Origin of the sequence: Vibrio sp. 10N.239.311.G01, assembly GCF_041465805.1 — a bacterium.
Lineage (GTDB): Bacteria > Pseudomonadota > Gammaproteobacteria > Enterobacterales > Vibrionaceae > Vibrio > Vibrio crassostreae_C.
This window is the reverse complement of record NZ_JBFSRM010000010.1, coordinates 154,418-171,118: the sequence shown is the minus strand read 5'-3', so window position 1 is coordinate 171,118 and position 16,701 is coordinate 154,418. Positions and strand designations below refer to the sequence as shown.

Sequence of the window (16,701 nt, the reverse complement as noted above, 5' to 3'; positions counted from 1 at the left end):
GCAGCTAAAGCCTGGGTCTCACATTACCCGATTGGAGTGCTTATTATCCATACAAGCATTTAAGAGTGATTCGCAACGCGTGGCATTTTTATTATGCGTTGCGTTCAGTGTTTAAGGCGGTATACGGTAGCATCGGTATTGCGTTGCTCACACCTTAACAGGGCTATAACACAAAATCAGGCTATTGCTCAAAATTGCTATTTGAACTATTATTTGTACATTAAATTGTACCATAGGGAGTTCAATATGAGCCGCATCCATTTTGATCAAGATATTCAGCCTTTGTCTGAATTTCGTGCTGGCGTGACGTCATTTATTAAACAGATTAACGAAACTCGCAGACCACTAGTTATCACACAACGTGGTAAGGGTGTTGCGGTTGTCCTTGATGTTGCAGAATATGAAGCAATGCAAGAGAAGATCGAGTTACTGGAAGAAATGCGTACTGCTGAAGCACAATTAGCTTCAGGTTTAGGTGTTTCCAATGAAGACGCTCGTGCTCAAGTATTGGGGCGCATTAAGAAATGAAAGTAGTCTGGTCACCACTAGCATTACAAAAGTTAGGTGATGCAGCCGAGTTTATTTCACTGGATAATCCAGTGGCGGCAGAAAACTGGGTTAATGAGGTTTTTGATAAAACTGATTTACTCTCAAGTATGCCTGACATGGGGCGAATGGTTCCTGAGCTGCCTCATACCAATTACCGCGAAATCTTGTTTGGTCACTATCGAATCATATATAGCCTCAGCCATGAAATTCGCGTCCTCACAGTACGAAATTGTCGTCAGATACTAACGGAAAGTGACGTGTAGCAATTGTGTTATAACAAGCAATTTAAGAGGGATTCACAACGCTTGGCACTTTTGCTCCTACTTCAAGTTAAGTGTTTATGGCACAATGCTTTAGGTTGGGTGGAGGCGTTGTTCACCCCTTAATTGGGCTAGTTGCCCAGAGGAAGTAATCAATCCATTGGGAACTTTTGTTTCTGGTGGAGTACGCGCATAATTCGGATAATGTCGCCTTCGATCCAATAGGAGACGATCATTGAAATCTCAGGAATTATAAGTAATTGCCCACGAATGCCGTCTCTCTGTACACCCATTAGAGGCTGCTCAAGCAAGTTTTCTACTTTTGTTTCAATGAGGTTGTCAGCGTTTTCTGCCGCATCAGGGTTGAAGTCATAGATAAACTCAAAGATCCTTTCACGATCATTGAGTGATTCTTCTTCCCATAAAATCATTGCTTACCTCGATTACGTATTCTGGCTTTGCGTTCTTCCATTCGAGATTTAGCAGTTTGGTGTTCAACGAAAACGGATTCTCCTGAGTCAAACTTCTCAAATGCTAGGTTTACTTGTTCAGTTAGCCATGCATCGTGAGATAATGTTTGTCTTTGTTGCTCAGCGAGTTGCTCAGTAAGCTCACGGCAAGCACCACTCAGTGTGCGACCTTGGCTCTCAGCCATCTGTTGAGCTAGGCGTTTTGTTTCTTCATCAACACGAAATTGAATTCTAGTGTCCATGATGTATTCCTTTATTGGTGTGTGTACAAATGTTAGCACTCACCTTTGAGATGGGCAACTGACAAGCTACTATGGCGCCAATAACTAACTTTTGGTGCTATGTTTCATCGCACATAGTCCCATATCTCATCAACCATTGTAGAACGTTAAATGGTAGGTCACCACTATCTGTAGAGGAAAGTGCATTGAAGTTAACGAATAAACTCGTACGTTACCCGCACATTGATGTTAATCGTGCGTTTGAAAAAGAAGCTGAATTATTGCAGCAAATTCAGGCGGGTGAGATTGGGCAAGCCTTAATGTTGTGGCAAGCAAAAGCGCCGACACTTGTTTTGCCCGCAGGTAAAAAGTGGCCTGTGACGGTCGAGTCTAGAAAGCAACTCGCGGCACAAGGTTGGCAACTCACCTCACGTAAAACAGGCGGCGCTCCCGTTCCCCAACTGCCGGGGATCATTAACTTATCGCACATTTACCATTGGCCTCGTGATGAAGCCTACAACATCCAAAAAGCGTATCTACATCTGTGCAATATCTTAACCCTGTTTTTTAAAGAACTGGGCATCAATGTGGATGTACACGCGACTCCCGGTTCTTATTGTGATGGTGACTACAACCTCAATATCAATAAACAAAAAATAGTGGGCACGGCGCAGCGTGTTTTGCTTAAACAAGGGGGCGGCCAAATCGTACTTTCGCAAGCTTGTATCTTGTTGGATGTCGACCTAGAGAACATCGTTGCACCCGTAAATTTTTATAATCAAGTTTGTGGCAATCCAACCGTGGTGGACGCGCAAGTTCATACTCCGTTGTCCGCACATCTGACAACTCTACCCAACGTAGACTCACTCTTTCAGCAGTTAAGCCAAGCTTTCATCAAGCATGCGTGATACCAACCTTTCGTTAACGCCAAACTAATTTGCCGATGGTAGAACGATTTCAATACTATGTGTCGATGAGAACGAATGGGTTGAACTTGAGGCGGTGAGAACTTTATAATGTTACTTGTAACATAATAAAGAGTTCAAATAGTTATGACAGAACAGCAGAAGAAAACTCGAACCACACTTCAAGATGTTGCAGACAAAGTGGGGGTCACAAAGATGACCGTCTCTCGTTACATGCGCAATCCCGATTCAGTCGCAGCCAAAACTCGCGTTAAAATTGCAGCGGTTATTGAAGAGATGGGATACATCGAAAACAAAGCGCCAGCTATGCTCTCTAAATCGTCGAGTAAAGCGATCGGTATCTTGCTCCCTTCGTTATCAAACCAAATCTTTGCCGCGTTTGTTCAAGGTATCGAAACGGTTACTAAAGAGAATGGCTACGAGACGTTGCTTGCTCACTTTAGCTATGATGCTGTGGAAGAAGAGGAAAAGATTGCTTCGCTGCTTTCGTATCAGGTTGATGGGTTGATATTGACGGAAAGCCACCACACCCCCCGCACGTTACAGATGATCAAGAATTCAGGTGTTTCTGTTGTTGAAACGATGGAACTCCCAACCAATCCGATCGATATGGTTGTTGGCTTGGACCATATTGATGCTTCTTACCATGTCGTGAAGCGAATGATTGAAGCTGGTAAACGCTCTATTGCTTACTTTGGCGCTCGATTGGATGCGCGAACCAAGTTGCGTTTGCAAGGCTATGACAAAGCGATGTATGAGGCTGGATTAGAGCCTAAACACGTGTTGACTGAACAGCACTCTAACTTCTCTTTGGCTGAAGATCTGCTTGATCGCGCTCTTGCGGATTACCCAGATCTAGATGGCGTGTTCTGCACCAATGATGACATCGCGATAGGTACCTTGCTCATTGCCCAGCAACGTGGAATCCAAGTGCCGCAACAGCTATCTGTGGTGGGCTATAACGCGTTAGATATTGGTCAAACCATACGCCCAAAACTGACTAGCGTGGATACGCCACGTTATGAAATAGGTAAGAAAAGTGCCGAGCTACTGCTTGCCCGATTGAAAGGTGAGCCAGTTACGGAAACGGTAGTGGATATGGGCTATCGCATCACTGATGGCGAAAGCGTTTAACCAAGTATCGTGGAAACTGAAAGGGGCATCGAAATGATGCCCCTTTTGCTTTTACATTTAAGTAATGACACAGTTAGACGATAAAACTCGCCCCTTGTTCTGCACTCGAAACGCTTTGGCGCATCACGCTAAATAGGTTGCGCCCCATGGTTTGCTGGTTGGCGTCTGCCTCAAATACCTTCGCTTGGCGAGATTGCATGTCGTTGAGGTTATTGAGTTCGCCACTCGCGCAATCTAAGCGCAGGATATCGCCTTCGCAAACAAGCCCAATAGTTCCTCCTCGAATAGCCTCTGGTGAGACATGAATCGCGGATGGGATCTTTCCTGAGGCTCCAGAAAGGCGCCCATCAGTAACCAGAGCCACTTTAAACCCTTGTTTCTGAACATTACCTAGAATCGGCATGAGCTTATGCAGTTCAGGCATACCGTTCGCAGCTGGTCCATTATTTATCACCACAACAATGCAATCTTTGTTGAGCTCACCTCGTTGATACGCAGCTTCTACCTTATGTTGGCAATCAAAAACTGCCGCGGGTGCTTCTATTACACGTTGCTCTTCTGCAACCGCTGACACTTTAATCACTGCGTTGCCAAGGTTCCCTGAAAGGACTCGCGTTCCGCCTGTGCTTTGGAATACCTGTTCTTGGCCTGCAATTACCTCTGCATCTGCCGACTGTTTGCACTTTTTCCACGTTAGCTTTCCATTTTCAAGCTCTGGAATACTCATTTGATCTTCAAACGAGCCAAAGGTAGGTGTGACATCTCGGTGCAGTAAGTTGGCTTGATCTAAACGGCGTAGCAGCGCGGGAACTCCGCCTGCCGTTTGGAACGCATTCATATCTGCTGGACCGTTGGGATAAACTCGAGCAAGTAAAGGCACTACATCGGATAGATCGCTGATGTCTTGCCAAGTCAGAATAAATCCTGCTGCGCGTGCTACTGCGACCATGTGAATGCTGTGGTTAGTGCTGCCACCTGATGCGAGTAGGGCAACAATGCCATTGATTAAGCTTTTAGCGGTAAAGACTTCAGAAAGCGGGCGGAAGTTTGCGGCTTGTGGTGTCATTGAAGCAATTTCAATGGCGGCATGCTGAGTGAGTGATGCGCGCAATTTAGAGTCAGGATGAATAAACGCTGAGCCCGGAAGCATCAGCCCCATCGCTTCAAATACCAGCTGATTGGTATTGGCTGTGCCGTAAAAAGTGCAGGTGCCCGCTGAGTGATAAGCGTTGCACTCCATATCCAGTAAGGCACTTTTTCCTACCTTACCAGCCGCGTATTCTTGGCGAATATGTACTTTCTCATCATTGCTGATGCCCGTTGCCATCAAGCCCGCCGGAACAAAAGCGGTGGGTAGATGTGCAAAAGAGAGCGCGCCCATCAGTTGTCCTGGAGCTATCTTGTCGCAAATACCAAGTAATAGGGTTGAATCAAACACGTTGTGACTCAGTGAAAGAGCGGTCGATTGAGCAATCAAGTCCCTTGAAAACAAAGACATATCCATGCCTGGTTGCCCTTGAGTTACCCCGTCGCACATCGCAGGAACACAGCCTGCTACTTGAGAGGTGTGGCCGAACTTAGCTAACGCCTTTTTGATCTGATCTGGATAGTGTTGATACGGCTGGTGAGCGCTTAACATATCGTTGTAAGAGCTGATTAACGCCACATTGGATTTAGTGAGATCAAGAATCGAGCGTTTCTCATCGGAGCAAGAAGCTGCGACAGCATGAGCCAAGTTGCCGCAAGAAAGCCCTTTACCACCTTTGCCAGCAGAGGCTTGGTGTTGGGTTCGGTTTAGAAACGCTTCATGAGTCTCTTTGCTTCGTTCAATTAATCGTTGAGTCACCGCTTGGATGGTTGGAAGGGTCATGCTGTTTCTGCCTCATCAGTCATTGAAAGCACAATCGCAGCACAGTCCACAACGTCATCAATATCGCCATCAATGCTGATGACAACCGTATCTGGCTCGTGATCGGGTCTTTCTAATGTTTCGAACTGGCTTTTAATCATGTTCTCTTTCATGAAGTGGCCTTGGCGCTGACGCATTCGATGCAAGATCAGGCCAATGTTGCCATCTAAAAAGAGAAAGGTGAGGTTTTTGTTCCCTTCGCGAATTTGGTCGCGGTACTTCTTCTTCAACGCAGAACACACAATAATGCCGTGCTCATTTTTACTTTCTAGGCTGTACGCTGCATCACGAACGCGTTCCAGCCATGGAATGCGATCATCATCATTAAGAGGTTGGCCTGACGCCATTTTTTGAATGTTTGCTCGAGGATGAAGGTCGTCACCATCAATGAACTTACGCCCAAGTTTTTTTGCCAACTGCTCGCCTATCGTGCTTTTCCCACAAGCACTGACACCCATGACGATGACACTACTACCAGCCATAACTCAATCCTCTTAACAAATTTGCGCGTGATCTCAATTTTGAACATCGCTTGTAAATATGGCTTTATCTTATAATCGTTACCGGTAACATGTTACCGGTAACTTAAGGAAGTGTGATGAAGGACACAAAACAACAATTCACAACAATTGTGATTGTTTTTGCATCCTACTGACGGAAAATTAGTCACATCTCACTATATTCGCGTTTAAAAATCACTGGAAAGAGATCTTTGGGGGATAAAATGGCCAACGATTACCGCGCAATTGCGAAATCTGTTGTTGAGCATCTTGGGGGCAAGACAAATGTGGCTGCCCTAACACACTGTATGACTCGACTACGATTCGTTTTACACAGCCAAGATGGCGTCGATATTAACAAGCTAAAAGCACTGAAAGGTGTGATGGGTGTTGTTGATAATGGAGACAAAGTACAAGTTATCATTGGTAACGAGGTATCGTATGCATACAAAGAAGTGATGGCGCTTTGTGAGCTATCCACTGTATCTGAGTCAGAGGTTCCTGCTAAAAAAGAGAAGCTAACGGCTAAGTCAATTGGTGCGAAAATGTTGGACGCACTGGTTGGTACCATGTCGCCTCTTATCCCAGCAATCATTGGCGCTTCAATGGTCAAGCTGCTCGCCATGGTACTTGAGATGCTGGGCTGGGTTGAGCCAAATGCACCTACCTTGATTATCTTGAAAGCGATTGGCGATGGCGCCTTCTTCTTCCTACCGGTTATGGTTGCTGCTTCCGCATCGATCAAATTCAAGACCAATATGTCTCTTTCCATTGCGATTGCCGGTGTCTTAATCCACCCGAACTTTATGGAATTGATGGCGCAAGCAGCAGAAGGCAAGCACGTTGATTTCTTCGGTATCCCAATCACGTCAGTGAAATACACCTACACGGTTATTCCTGTACTTGTGATGACTTGGGCTCTTTCTTACATAGAACGTTGGGTAGATAGCATTACCCCTGCTGTGACTAAAAACTTCCTGAAACCTATGCTTATCGTATTGATTGCAGCTCCGGTTGCTATCGTACTTATCGGTCCATTTGGTATTTGGGTTGGTACTGCACTTTCAGCGCTTGTTTACACAATTCATGACACATTAGGTTGGTTGTCGGTTGCTATCATGGGCGCACTGTGGCCTCTACTTGTTCTTACTGGTATGCACCGTGTATTTACTCCAACGATTATTCAAACCATTGCTGAGACGGGTCGTGAAGGTATGGTTATGCCTTCAGAAATCGGTGCCAACCTCGGTATGGGTGGTGCGTGTCTGGCTGTTGCTTACAAAACCAAAAACAGCGCACTAAAGCAGACATCATTAGCCGCAGGTGCTTCAGCTATCTTCGCCGGTATCTCTGAGCCTGCATTGTACGGCGTGCTTGTTCGTCTGAAACGTCCACTTATCGCAACAATGATTACTGGTTTTATCGTAGGTGCATTAGCGGGCATGGGTGGCCTTGCGAGTCACTCGATGGCAGCACCAAGCTTGTTTACGAGTGTTCAGTTCTTCGATGTGAATGACCCAATGAGTATCGTTTGGGTGTTCGGTCTGATCGCATTGTCTATTGTTCTGTCATTTGTTCTAACCCTAGTTTTAGGCTTTGAAGATGTTCCAGAAGATGATGCCGATGAGAAAGCAACTTCAGAGTCAGCAAACAAAGAAGCTGGTAAGGCAGAAGACAAGCCGACAGTAGTGTCCGCGTCTTAATTAGAATTGATTAATTTATTCAGTCACCTTACTTCAGCGTAAGGTGACTTTTATTGTTTCCGAGGTATTCGATGTCAAACATTCAATTTCCCGAAGATTTCTTATGGGGCGGCGCTATTGCTGCAAACCAGTCTGAAGGCGCTCACTTAGCGGGTGGTAAAGGCCTAACAACCGTAGATATGATCCCTTATGGTGAGAACCGCATGCCAATTAAGCTTGGTCAGGTTGATAAGGTGACGCTCAGCGAAGACGAGTTCTACCCAAGCCATAACGCGATAGACTTTTATCACCGTTACAAAGAAGACATCGCCTTGCTGGCAGAGATGGGATTTAAAGTCTTCCGCGTATCCATCGCTTGGAGCCGAATCTTTCCAAAAGGTGACGAGCTAGAGCCGAACCAAGCTGGCTTAGATTTTTACCGTGATGTTTTTGAAGAGTGTAAGAAATACGGTATTGAGCCGCTCGTTACCTTGTGCCATTTCGATGTGCCTATGCACTTGGTCAACGAGTATGGTTCGTGGCGTAATCGTAAGATGATTGAGTTCTTTAGCCGTTACGCGAGAACCTGTTTCGAAAACTACAAAGGCTTGGTGAAATACTGGTTAACTTTCAACGAAATCAATATCTTACTAGCGAGCCCGTTTTCTGGTGCTGGATTGTTGTTTCAGGAAGGCGAAAATCACGATCAAGTGAAGTACCAAGCAGCTCACCATGAGCTAGTAGCAAGCGCTTTGGTAACCAAGATTGCCCATGAAGTTGATGAGCAAAACCAAGTGGGTTGTATGCTGGCGGGCGGTAACTTCTATCCATATTCATGTAAGCCAGAAGATGTGCTGATGGCTATGGAAAAAGACCGCGAGAACCTGTTCTTTATCGATGTTCAATCGCGTGGTTACTACCCATCTTATGCTCAAAAAGTGTTTGATAACAAAGGTGTGGTGCTTGAAACACAAGAAGAAGATTTCGAGATTCTGAAAAATACTGTCGATTTCATTTCTTTCAGTTATTACGCTTCACGCTGTGCTTCCGCTGATATGAATGCAGGAAATACGAGTGCAGCGAACGTCGTTAAGTCCATCAAAAACCCTCATCTTCCAGCAAGTGATTGGGGCTGGGTCATTGACCCTACAGGTCTTCGAATTACGATGAACACACTCTATGACCGTTACCAGAAACCACTTTTCTTGGTAGAAAATGGCTTAGGTGCTCGTGATACCTTGGATGACACTGGAGAAGTGAACGATGATTACCGCATTGATTACCTTCGTCAGCACATTGTTGCGATGCATGAAGCAATGGAAGACGGTGTACCATTGATGGGTTACACACCTTGGGGTTGTATCGATCTTGTTGCGGCGTCGACCGGAGAGATGAGCAAGCGCTATGGGTTTATCTACGTGGACAGAGACAACCTAGGCAATGGTACGTTAAATCGTATTCCTAAAAAGTCATTCCACTGGTACAAAAAAGTGATCGCAAGCAACGGCAGCGACTTGGCTTAATTTGTCTGTTTGATAATGAGAGAAATGAACAATGAAAACAATTGAACAGCGACTCAGAGATATTCGCATCGTTCCGGTGATCGCCATTAATGACGTTGCTCAGGCTGTGCCGCTTGCGAAAGTACTGGTTGAAAATGGCTTGCCTTGTGCTGAAGTGACATTTCGTACAGAAGCGGCAGCAGAGTCGATTCGTTTGATGCGTGAAGCTTACCCTGAGTTACTGATTGGCGCAGGTACTGTGCTGACTACAGAGCAGGTGGATACTGCCATTAATGCGGGTGTTGATTTCATTGTCAGCCCAGGTTTGAATCCAACCACAGTCAAATACTGTCAGCAAAGAGGGGTTACGATTGTTCCTGGAGTGAGTAACCCAAGCTTGGTTGAACAAGCAATGGAAATGGGGCTTAAGACACTAAAGTTCTTCCCTGCCGAGCCATCTGGCGGTGTCGCAATGTTGAAAGCGTTGACGGCTGTTTACCCGGTTAACTTTATGCCTACAGGCGGTGTAAGCCCAGCGAACGTTGAGTCTTACTTAGCACTGAAATCAGTCGTTGCCTGCGGTGGAACTTGGATGGTACCGACAGACAAAATGGACAAGGGTGATTGGGATGGAATCGCAGAATTAGTCCGAGCGGTCGGCTCCAGATAGTTCGATAGAGAGATACATAGCTAGAAAATGAAAGGGCCAGCTGACACTGGCCCTTTTTGTGGCTGCTTCAAACGATGTAGAGGTTACTCGTTACCAAGCAAAGGTTTTAATGACGTTTTGCTTAGTGATTGGGTTATGCGCGATGTCTTGATTTATCTTATCAAGAAACGGCTTACGAGCCTGAGGCAACATGCCACGCATTGGTGAGATGTTATTGCCGTGGTCACCCCAGTAGTAGCAATCGAAATCTTCTAGGTTTTCGAGCAAGTATTTTTCTTCTTCCAGAATCTGCAATGGCGTTGGTAAAACAAACTCGCCACGGTTTACTTCTTTTTCCAATACCGATCCCGGTTGAACGGCTAAAGCCATCGGTGCAATCGCATCTGGCTGCATGATGTTCAACAAGCTGGTGGTATTAATCGCATGCTCTATAGAACGCTCTTTGCCGCCAAGGCCAAAGATGAAAGAAGCCAGTACCTTGATGTCTGCTTCACGGGCTAGGTTCATTCCTTCAATCGCATGCTCACGCGTCATGCGCTTTTGAATGCGTTCAAGCAAAATTGGGTCACCGGACTCCAAGCCTGAATAGGCCATGCTTAAACCTGCCGACTTAATCTCTTTTAATTCAGACAAGCTCTTACGACGGAAGTCATTGAACCCTGAATACAGAGAGATGTTCTTGATCTCTGGGAAGGTGATCTTGATGTAATCCAGAATCGAAATCAGCATCTCGGTTCTAATCGCCATCACATTACCATCGACCAAAAAGATAGATTCAACATGCGGGTAGATTTTTCTCGCCGCATCAATATCTTCAAAGATGTCTTTGATGTCTCTTACTTTGAAACGCTTATCATCAAACATCGTGCAGAAGGTACACTGGTTATTACTGCACCCCAATGTTGTCTGGATGAGTACGCTCTCTGCTTCCATCCAAGGACGATAAACTTTACCTTCAAAACGCATAAATGCTCCTCGGCCGTAGCCTGTGTTGTTTCGACGGGGGCAAGTTTAGCAATCTGCATCTTGGGTGATAATTGGGCAAAGCGGGGAATCAGTATTAAAGAAATCTTAATAATCGAAAGAGCGCGCAGTTCTTTGTCTGTATAGATAGAACTGCGGCTTGGATTGTGTGTGTGGTGGTGGGGGGGAGTGTTAGTGGTCGTTTTTTACTAATGAATGATCAGTGCGTAACGCACAGCTTTTCTTCGAGTAATTGATTAAGCACTGTCACCAGCTTGTGGTTCTTAGTGTTGTCTAATGCGTCGGCGTGCGGGTCTTTGAACAACCCAGAATCATTATCAAAATATTGACCAGAAGCGTTGGCAAACTCATCACTGAGCGCAGCACGACAAAGAATATCGGCTCCAATCGCAAGGTCGTTGCCATCAACGCCATAAGCATCTTTCACTAATTTACTACCAAGGAAAGAAGCTGGGTTTACAGGGATAATTGCGGTGCCTTTGTCTAAAAGAGTATTGGCTAATTCGATGGACCACATCGTTAGCGCCAGCTTACTTTGCGCGTAAACCGGACCATCAAGTTCGCCCGCATTCGGACTGATTAATGCATCTAGATCTACGGGTGCTTGGGCTGCTGAAGATAGGTTGACGATACGACCTGTCGCATCAAAAAGAGGAAGCAGCTTTTGTGTCAGTAGATACGGCGCAATGGTGTTTACGACAAAACGCACATCAAGATTGTCTGGAGTGGTGATGTCCGACACCTTATACACACCTGCGTTGTTAATGAGTATATCGAGTCGTTTGTGATCGCTTTTGATTTGGGTTGCGAGCGCCTCAACTTCAGAGAGCGTCGATAGGTCTGCGATGTAGCTTTCGATGATTGCATTCTTAGACAGGCGAGACAGAGCGGTCACGACTTTATTGACCTTAGCTGGGTTGCGGCCATGAATTAGAACATGGTGCCCTTGCTGCGTTAGTGCTTTTGCGGTCTCTAAACCAATGCCATCCGTGGCACCTGTGATCAGAATTATTTTTTGCATATTCCGTCCTTCAAAAAATAGTTTGAACAACGTTATAACAAAGATTAATGACACATAGTTGCATTTGGCTCACAAGCTGAAGACTCAAATGTGAGTCTATGGGGCAAATAATGACCATTTTAACACTTGGTGGTTAACCGTTGGCGTTTAACGATTAAGTAAGACAATGGGTCAGTTTGTGACTGACCCAAATTAAGAGAAGTGACCGAGTTATTTGATGTCTTGAACGTTCATAACCAGAGTTTCCCAGTTACGTTGGTTTTCCATATCGTGCTCTAGGCCTTGCTCATCGGCAATTTGGAAGCGCTTAACCGCAGGGGTTTTGCTCGTAGCTTGATACAACCAATAAGCTTCCGCTTTGAGTGCTTCGGCTTCGTCAGCATCAAAGTCTCTTGCCCTTGAACATTCACAGTACCGAAGTCAAAAGTGACGGTAAGAATTCCATCCTCGGCTTGAGCTTTAAACGTTGTATAACCTTGATATACCATTTCCATATTCCTTCTGAGAGATTTCATTTCAGCCTATTCAGTGTGAATGCGACCTAAATTCAGGCTAGCGAGGAATGTTCGAACCAACAATTAACCATTAAACGAAACACTATTAACGAATTATTAAGAGTGTTGGCGCGTTTGATAATTTCAATTTATTCAGTGTCTTAGATGGATATTTTAACGTTGAAGGTATCTTGCTAATTCGATTGTCAACGAAATCTAAAAACTCATTCCTTGTCTGGCGCTCTTATCCTTTTCATTTAGCTTCGTATACTGCTCAACTAGGTAATTAGCCCCAAGGTACAGACAAGAGTGAACCGACTTATGCAGATGAGATCCGCGACTTTGAAAACCATTATTGAGAAAACGCTGCCACTGACGCTGGGTGTGTTTGCGATCATGATGGTTCAATTGGTCGATTCGATCTTTATTGGTCAGCTAGGGGTGAATGAATTGGCGGTTCACGGTATCACCTTGCCATTTCAAGCAGCGTTTACCGGTGTTCAAGTGGGCATCGGTGTGGCGGCAACGTCCATTATTTCTCAAGCGGTAGGGGCAAAAGAACAACGTAAATCTACTTCAATTGCGACGCTGTCGGTTGGATTTGGAGTGTTGGTGATTGCTTTGATCTGCATAGGGCTGATTGTTTTTAGCGATTCTGTTTTTGCGTCGTTTGTGAATGATGTCTCTGACGCTCAATACCAATCCATGCTGTCTATTTTTAATGTGTACTGGCCACTGTGGTTGTTCAGTGCATTGATGGTGGCGGTGCTTTATCTGGCCACCTGCGTTTATCGTGCCAATGGCGATACCAAAACAACCGGAAGCATGTTCTTGGCTGCTAGCGTGATTAACCTAATTCTCGACCCTATTCTGATCTTTGGATTGGATATGGGCATCGCAGGGGCGGCGATCGCATCGAGCATTGGCTACGCTTTCGGCGCAATCTACATGCTAATCAAGTCTCGCGGCAAAGGTTGGTTTGGCTTCAATGGCGCGTGCAGTAACCGAATCAAAGGCTACAGTTTTGAGTTATTCAAGACGGTAATGCCAACCACTGCGAATCAGATATTACCTGCGGTCAGCGCGTTCTTCTCAATGCTATTGATTGCGAGAATCGGAACCGATGAGATGGCTTTTTGGAGCTTACTCGCCCGTGTTGAAAGTTTTATGCTGGTGTTTTCTCTTGCTCTGACGATGTCTATCCCGCCTATGATTGGTCGTTACCTAGGGGCGCAGCAGCGATGCAAAATCCCTGAGCTATTGAATACAACAGCGAAGTTCTTATTGGTTTTCCACACCGTGATGGCAACATTGTTGGCGCTGTTTAGTGGCTGGATTATTCCTGTTATCTCGGAAGAACAAAGCATACGCAGCTGGTTTGAAGTGACCTTGTTATTTATACCGTTCAGCTATGGGCCGCTTGGGCTTTGCATGTTGGTTGCGTCGGTCTTTAATGCCTTGGGTGTGCCGCGTAAAGCTTTGAATGTCTCTTTCCTACGCTTGTTTGTTTTCTACATTCCCGCTTTATGGATCGGCTCGATAACCGGAGACATGGTCAATGCGGTTATTGCTGCGACAGTCGCCAATGTTTTAGCGGGCGCTTTTGCATGGTTTAAGCTTAATGCCTATATTAAAACTCACATTATTCCCCGTGCCGCTGCGGCCAATAAGCAGCGTGTACTCAGCGCAGGCTAGCCATTATTGATGAACATTGAACATCTAAAATTGTTTGTGCGACTCGCGTCTACGCACAATATAGGTCAAGCAGGACAAGAGCTTGGGTTGTCACCTCCGGTAGCCAGTATTCATATCGGAAAACTCGAAGAGAGCCTAGGTGCTATCCGCGTCGATCACGGTGAAGCGGTAAGGGATGTATGTGTCGATGGCTTGGGCATTGCCATGTGCGCGAGTTGGATAGCATACAAGCAGCTCGCGGAAGGTTCGCTGGTTGAGGTGTTGCCGGATTACCCTTTAAAGGATGAGGCGGCTATCTGGGCGGTATACCCGAGTGCTCAGTTACTTGCACCAAAGGTGCGCGTATTTATCGATTACTTTGTTCAATATTATGGTTCACCTTCTTATTGGGATTGCGACGTAAACGGGCAAACTCAATAGCGATTCAGAAGCATATATTGAGAACAAATAAGAAAGCCCCAACCAAAAGGGAGGGGCTTGTTTTTATGTTCTTTATAGAACGTTTTTCTAGCTAACTGCTGTTGTTTTTATTTAGTGTATCCGGCGTTTAATGAGCGTGTACCGCTGAATCTTGGTATAGCTCTGCATCAACTTCTTCGCCTTTACTTGGGCGCGGTACAATCTCAAAAGAGGTGTCAGCTTCTGTCAGTGAAGACAGCAGTTTGTTAAGTGATGTCTTATCACCTTTCACGCCTGCTTGTCCGTCTTCTAACAGTTTTCCAAGGCTTGTTTTCTTAAGCACGATGTCAGACACGTCAGACTTATTGATGATCAGTGTCGTATCCGCATCTTGCAGCTCTGATACTTGGATGTTGTTCAGGTTGCCGTTAGACATCTCAACGTAGTAGAACTCTTTTACATCAGGCAACTGAATATTCAATGTAAATGGTGTTTCTTGTGCTTTTAGCGAATCCACTTTTACGGCTAAGTAATCGAGTAGGTTTTCAATCGTCATGTTCGCTAACACATCCGGAGATGCAGTTTTCGGTGCGCCCGGTTGTGTGCCAATACGAAGCTCTTGAGCGCCGGTTAGGTAGATGTTTCTCCAACCTGCACCTTCTGATTGATAACCCAACTGCTCGTATGTATCTGCCAATAAGCCACGTGCAACTTTGTTCTCTGGCTCAGCTTGAATCACCTTATTCAGTGCTGTTGCAATGAAGCGGTATTCACCTTCTTGGAAATCTTGCTGTGCTTTTTCAATCACAGCGTCGCTGCCGCCCATGTACTCAACAAACTTCACTGACTCTGGCTTGATTGGTAGTGGGTTTAGGTTAGCTGGGTTCATGTCGAAGTAACCAAGATACATGTTGTACACAGCGCGAGCATTGTGAGAGTAAGTACCGTGGTAACCGTTGGTGTGCCAAGACTGTTGGATGCTGTCTGGCATGACCTTGTAAATCTCGTCACCGATGTCTTGCAGAACCACGCCGTTATTGGCTAAGCGAAGCGTTTGGTTATGAGTAAAACCGTAAGCGTCACGCTGCATTTTTAGGTAATCAGAGATCTCTTGTTCGCCCCAGATTGGCGATGAGTGAGACGCAAACAACACCTCTGTTTCTTCACCCCAAGTGATTAACATCTCGTTGATCTTCTCAGACCATTTCAAGCCGTCACGTACTTTAGCGCCACGCAGCGTGTACAGGTTGTGCATGCCTTGGTAGGTCAGTTCGCCAGTCCAAAGTGCTTTCATGCTTGGAATATATGTCACCATTTCAGAGGCCGCTTCGGTACCTGAAGCATCCATGAATTGCATTTCTAGGCCGTCAATAACCAGAGTTTCAATCTCTTCGTTATGGTTCAGCTCGTAGTCTGGCAGTACGTAAGTAATGCTACCGGTTGATAGGCCTTTCGACAGTGCAGCATCAACAATACCGTGCTCGTGTCGGTTCAGGGTTGCACCATACTGATAAGCGGTACGACGAGACATTGCATTACCCGCCAATACGTTTTCGTCGACGATCTCTTTAGTAATGTTTTTCGAACCGTACACTTTTACATCTGGGTATGCGTCTTTGATTGCTCTTGCGCCACCAAAGTGATCAGCGTGCGAGTGAGAGTAAATCATAGCAACGACGGGCAGTTCGCCGCCATCAGGCACATTGCTCTTGAAGAATTTGAGTGATTTAGCGGCCGCTTCTTTGGTAAGAAGAACGTCGTAAGCGATCCAACCGTTGTCACTACGAATGAAAGAGATAGACGCTAAGTCAGCACCTCGAACTTGGTAAACTTTACCCGGAACAACTTCATATAAGCCTTCTGCTGCTTGGTTCAATACCGCTTGGCGCCACAGTGAAGGGTTTACTGAATCTGGTGCTTGGTCTGCATTCGTCACACTTGGGTCGATAAAGTTAAAGCTATTGCGAATGATGTCGCCCGTCTCTTGGTCGAAGCTAGCAATAAGACCCTTGTTGTTATTGTCGAAAGCGCGAGTGTCGGCAAAGTTAAGTGTTTTTGCGAACTCTTGGTTTGCCTTAGTCGTCATCTCGGTTGCGCTTTTGCCACCTTGGTCGCCAATTTCGCTGAAGTGTGCGTGGTCATGGTTAGCTGCAACTGCAGGGAATGCGAGCGAGATAGCTAGGAACAGTGATGCATTTTTGAACGTGCGTGAAGTCGTCATAAGAGCCTCTTCATTTCAGAATTTTGTTTCGTTGAGGCGATTATAGGAATAAGACATATAGCAA

At 45.6% G+C, this 16,701-nt stretch carries 16 protein-coding genes and 1 pseudogene; 9 read left to right on the top strand and 8 right to left on the bottom strand.

Features of this window, described 5'->3' with window-relative positions; translation table 11 throughout:
- Positions 1-246: 246 nt before the first annotated feature.
- A complete protein-coding gene (locus AB6D06_RS10685; protein ID WP_011080399.1) occupies positions 247-528 on the top strand; it encodes a type II toxin-antitoxin system Phd/YefM family antitoxin in 282 nt (93 codons plus the stop codon).
- Positions 525-812: a type II toxin-antitoxin system RelE/ParE family toxin gene (locus AB6D06_RS10680; protein WP_017064044.1), complete on the top strand. Its 288-nt coding sequence runs from the start codon at positions 525-527 to the stop codon at positions 810-812. Before AB6D06_RS10685 ends, AB6D06_RS10680 begins: the two co-directional genes overlap by 4 nt.
- A 149-nt stretch (positions 813-961) precedes the next feature.
- On the opposite strand, the gene AB6D06_RS10675 is transcribed toward AB6D06_RS10680, so the two are convergent.
- Entirely contained in the window at positions 962-1,240 is a 279-nt protein-coding gene (locus AB6D06_RS10675; RefSeq protein ID WP_017064043.1) for a type II toxin-antitoxin system mRNA interferase toxin, RelE/StbE family, read from the bottom strand.
- Positions 1,237-1,521 (bottom strand): hypothetical protein, encoded by a 285-nt coding sequence (locus AB6D06_RS10670; RefSeq protein WP_017059448.1) that lies wholly within the window; start codon positions 1,519-1,521, stop codon positions 1,237-1,239. Before AB6D06_RS10670 ends, AB6D06_RS10675 begins: the two co-directional genes overlap by 4 nt.
- A gap of 185 nt (positions 1,522-1,706) precedes the next feature.
- Between AB6D06_RS10670 and AB6D06_RS10665 the strand changes: the two genes are divergently transcribed.
- Both AB6D06_RS10665 and AB6D06_RS10660 read left to right on the top strand, forming a co-directional pair.
- On the top strand, positions 1,707-2,408 hold the full coding sequence (locus AB6D06_RS10665; protein ID WP_372110193.1) for a biotin/lipoate A/B protein ligase family protein: 702 nt from the start codon (positions 1,707-1,709) through the stop codon (positions 2,406-2,408).
- 144 nt (positions 2,409-2,552) lie between these two features.
- Positions 2,553-3,560: a LacI family DNA-binding transcriptional regulator gene (locus AB6D06_RS10660; RefSeq protein ID WP_017059450.1), complete on the top strand. Its 1,008-nt coding sequence runs from the start codon at positions 2,553-2,555 to the stop codon at positions 3,558-3,560.
- Positions 3,561-3,633: 73 nt separating this feature from the next.
- Here AB6D06_RS10660 and edd read toward each other — a convergent pair whose 3' ends face one another.
- Together edd and AB6D06_RS10650 are read right to left on the bottom strand one after the other, a co-directional pair.
- Positions 3,634-5,430 (bottom strand): phosphogluconate dehydratase, encoded by a 1,797-nt coding sequence (gene edd, locus AB6D06_RS10655; RefSeq protein WP_372110192.1) that lies wholly within the window; start codon positions 5,428-5,430, stop codon positions 3,634-3,636.
- Positions 5,427-5,951, bottom strand: a complete 525-nt coding sequence (locus tag AB6D06_RS10650) for a gluconokinase (RefSeq protein ID WP_372110191.1) — start codon at positions 5,949-5,951, stop codon at positions 5,427-5,429. Before AB6D06_RS10650 ends, edd begins: the two co-directional genes overlap by 4 nt.
- A gap of 242 nt (positions 5,952-6,193) precedes the next feature.
- On the opposite strand from AB6D06_RS10650, the gene ascF reads away from it, so the two are divergent.
- The 3 genes from ascF (at position 6,194) to AB6D06_RS10635 (ending at position 9,823) form a co-directional block, all read left to right on the top strand.
- On the top strand, positions 6,194-7,672 hold the full coding sequence (ascF, locus tag AB6D06_RS10645; RefSeq protein WP_017064040.1) for a PTS cellobiose/arbutin/salicin transporter subunit IIBC: 1,479 nt from the start codon (positions 6,194-6,196) through the stop codon (positions 7,670-7,672).
- A 71-nt stretch (positions 7,673-7,743) separates the two neighbouring features.
- Positions 7,744-9,174, top strand: coding sequence for a 6-phospho-beta-glucosidase (gene ascB, locus AB6D06_RS10640; RefSeq protein WP_372101129.1), 1,431 nt, complete (start codon positions 7,744-7,746; stop codon positions 9,172-9,174).
- Positions 9,175-9,205: 31 nt separating this feature from the next.
- Positions 9,206-9,823, top strand: coding sequence for a bifunctional 4-hydroxy-2-oxoglutarate aldolase/2-dehydro-3-deoxy-phosphogluconate aldolase (locus tag AB6D06_RS10635; protein ID WP_065583747.1), 618 nt, complete (start codon positions 9,206-9,208; stop codon positions 9,821-9,823).
- 90 nt (positions 9,824-9,913) lie between these two features.
- Here AB6D06_RS10635 and AB6D06_RS10630 read toward each other — a convergent pair whose 3' ends face one another.
- From AB6D06_RS10630 to AB6D06_RS10620, 3 genes and pseudogenes are all read right to left on the bottom strand, one after another.
- On the bottom strand, positions 9,914-10,789 hold the full coding sequence (locus tag AB6D06_RS10630) for a radical SAM protein (RefSeq protein ID WP_017067570.1): 876 nt from the start codon (positions 10,787-10,789) through the stop codon (positions 9,914-9,916).
- A 217-nt stretch (positions 10,790-11,006) separates the two neighbouring features.
- Positions 11,007-11,828 carry an SDR family NAD(P)-dependent oxidoreductase gene (locus tag AB6D06_RS10625; RefSeq protein WP_102320416.1) on the bottom strand — a complete coding sequence of 274 codons (822 nt, stop codon included), beginning with the start codon at positions 11,826-11,828 and terminating at the stop codon, positions 11,007-11,009.
- Positions 11,829-12,038: 210 nt separating this feature from the next.
- A pseudogene (locus AB6D06_RS10620) lies at positions 12,039-12,197 on the bottom strand (enoyl-CoA hydratase/isomerase family protein); the annotation flags it as partial.
- A gap of 446 nt (positions 12,198-12,643) precedes the next feature.
- Here AB6D06_RS10620 and AB6D06_RS10615 point away from each other — a divergent pair.
- On the top strand, positions 12,644-14,017 hold the full coding sequence (locus tag AB6D06_RS10615; RefSeq protein ID WP_017064035.1) for an MATE family efflux transporter: 1,374 nt from the start codon (positions 12,644-12,646) through the stop codon (positions 14,015-14,017).
- Positions 14,018-14,026: 9 nt separating this feature from the next.
- Entirely contained in the window at positions 14,027-14,437 is a 411-nt protein-coding gene (locus AB6D06_RS10610) for a LysR family transcriptional regulator (protein WP_017059460.1), read from the top strand.
- 127 nt (positions 14,438-14,564) lie between these two features.
- Here the strand turns inward: AB6D06_RS10610 and AB6D06_RS10605 are convergent, their stop codons facing one another.
- On the bottom strand, positions 14,565-16,637 hold the full coding sequence (locus tag AB6D06_RS10605) for an alkyl/aryl-sulfatase (protein WP_372110190.1): 2,073 nt from the start codon (positions 16,635-16,637) through the stop codon (positions 14,565-14,567).
- Positions 16,638-16,701 lie beyond the last annotated feature (64 nt).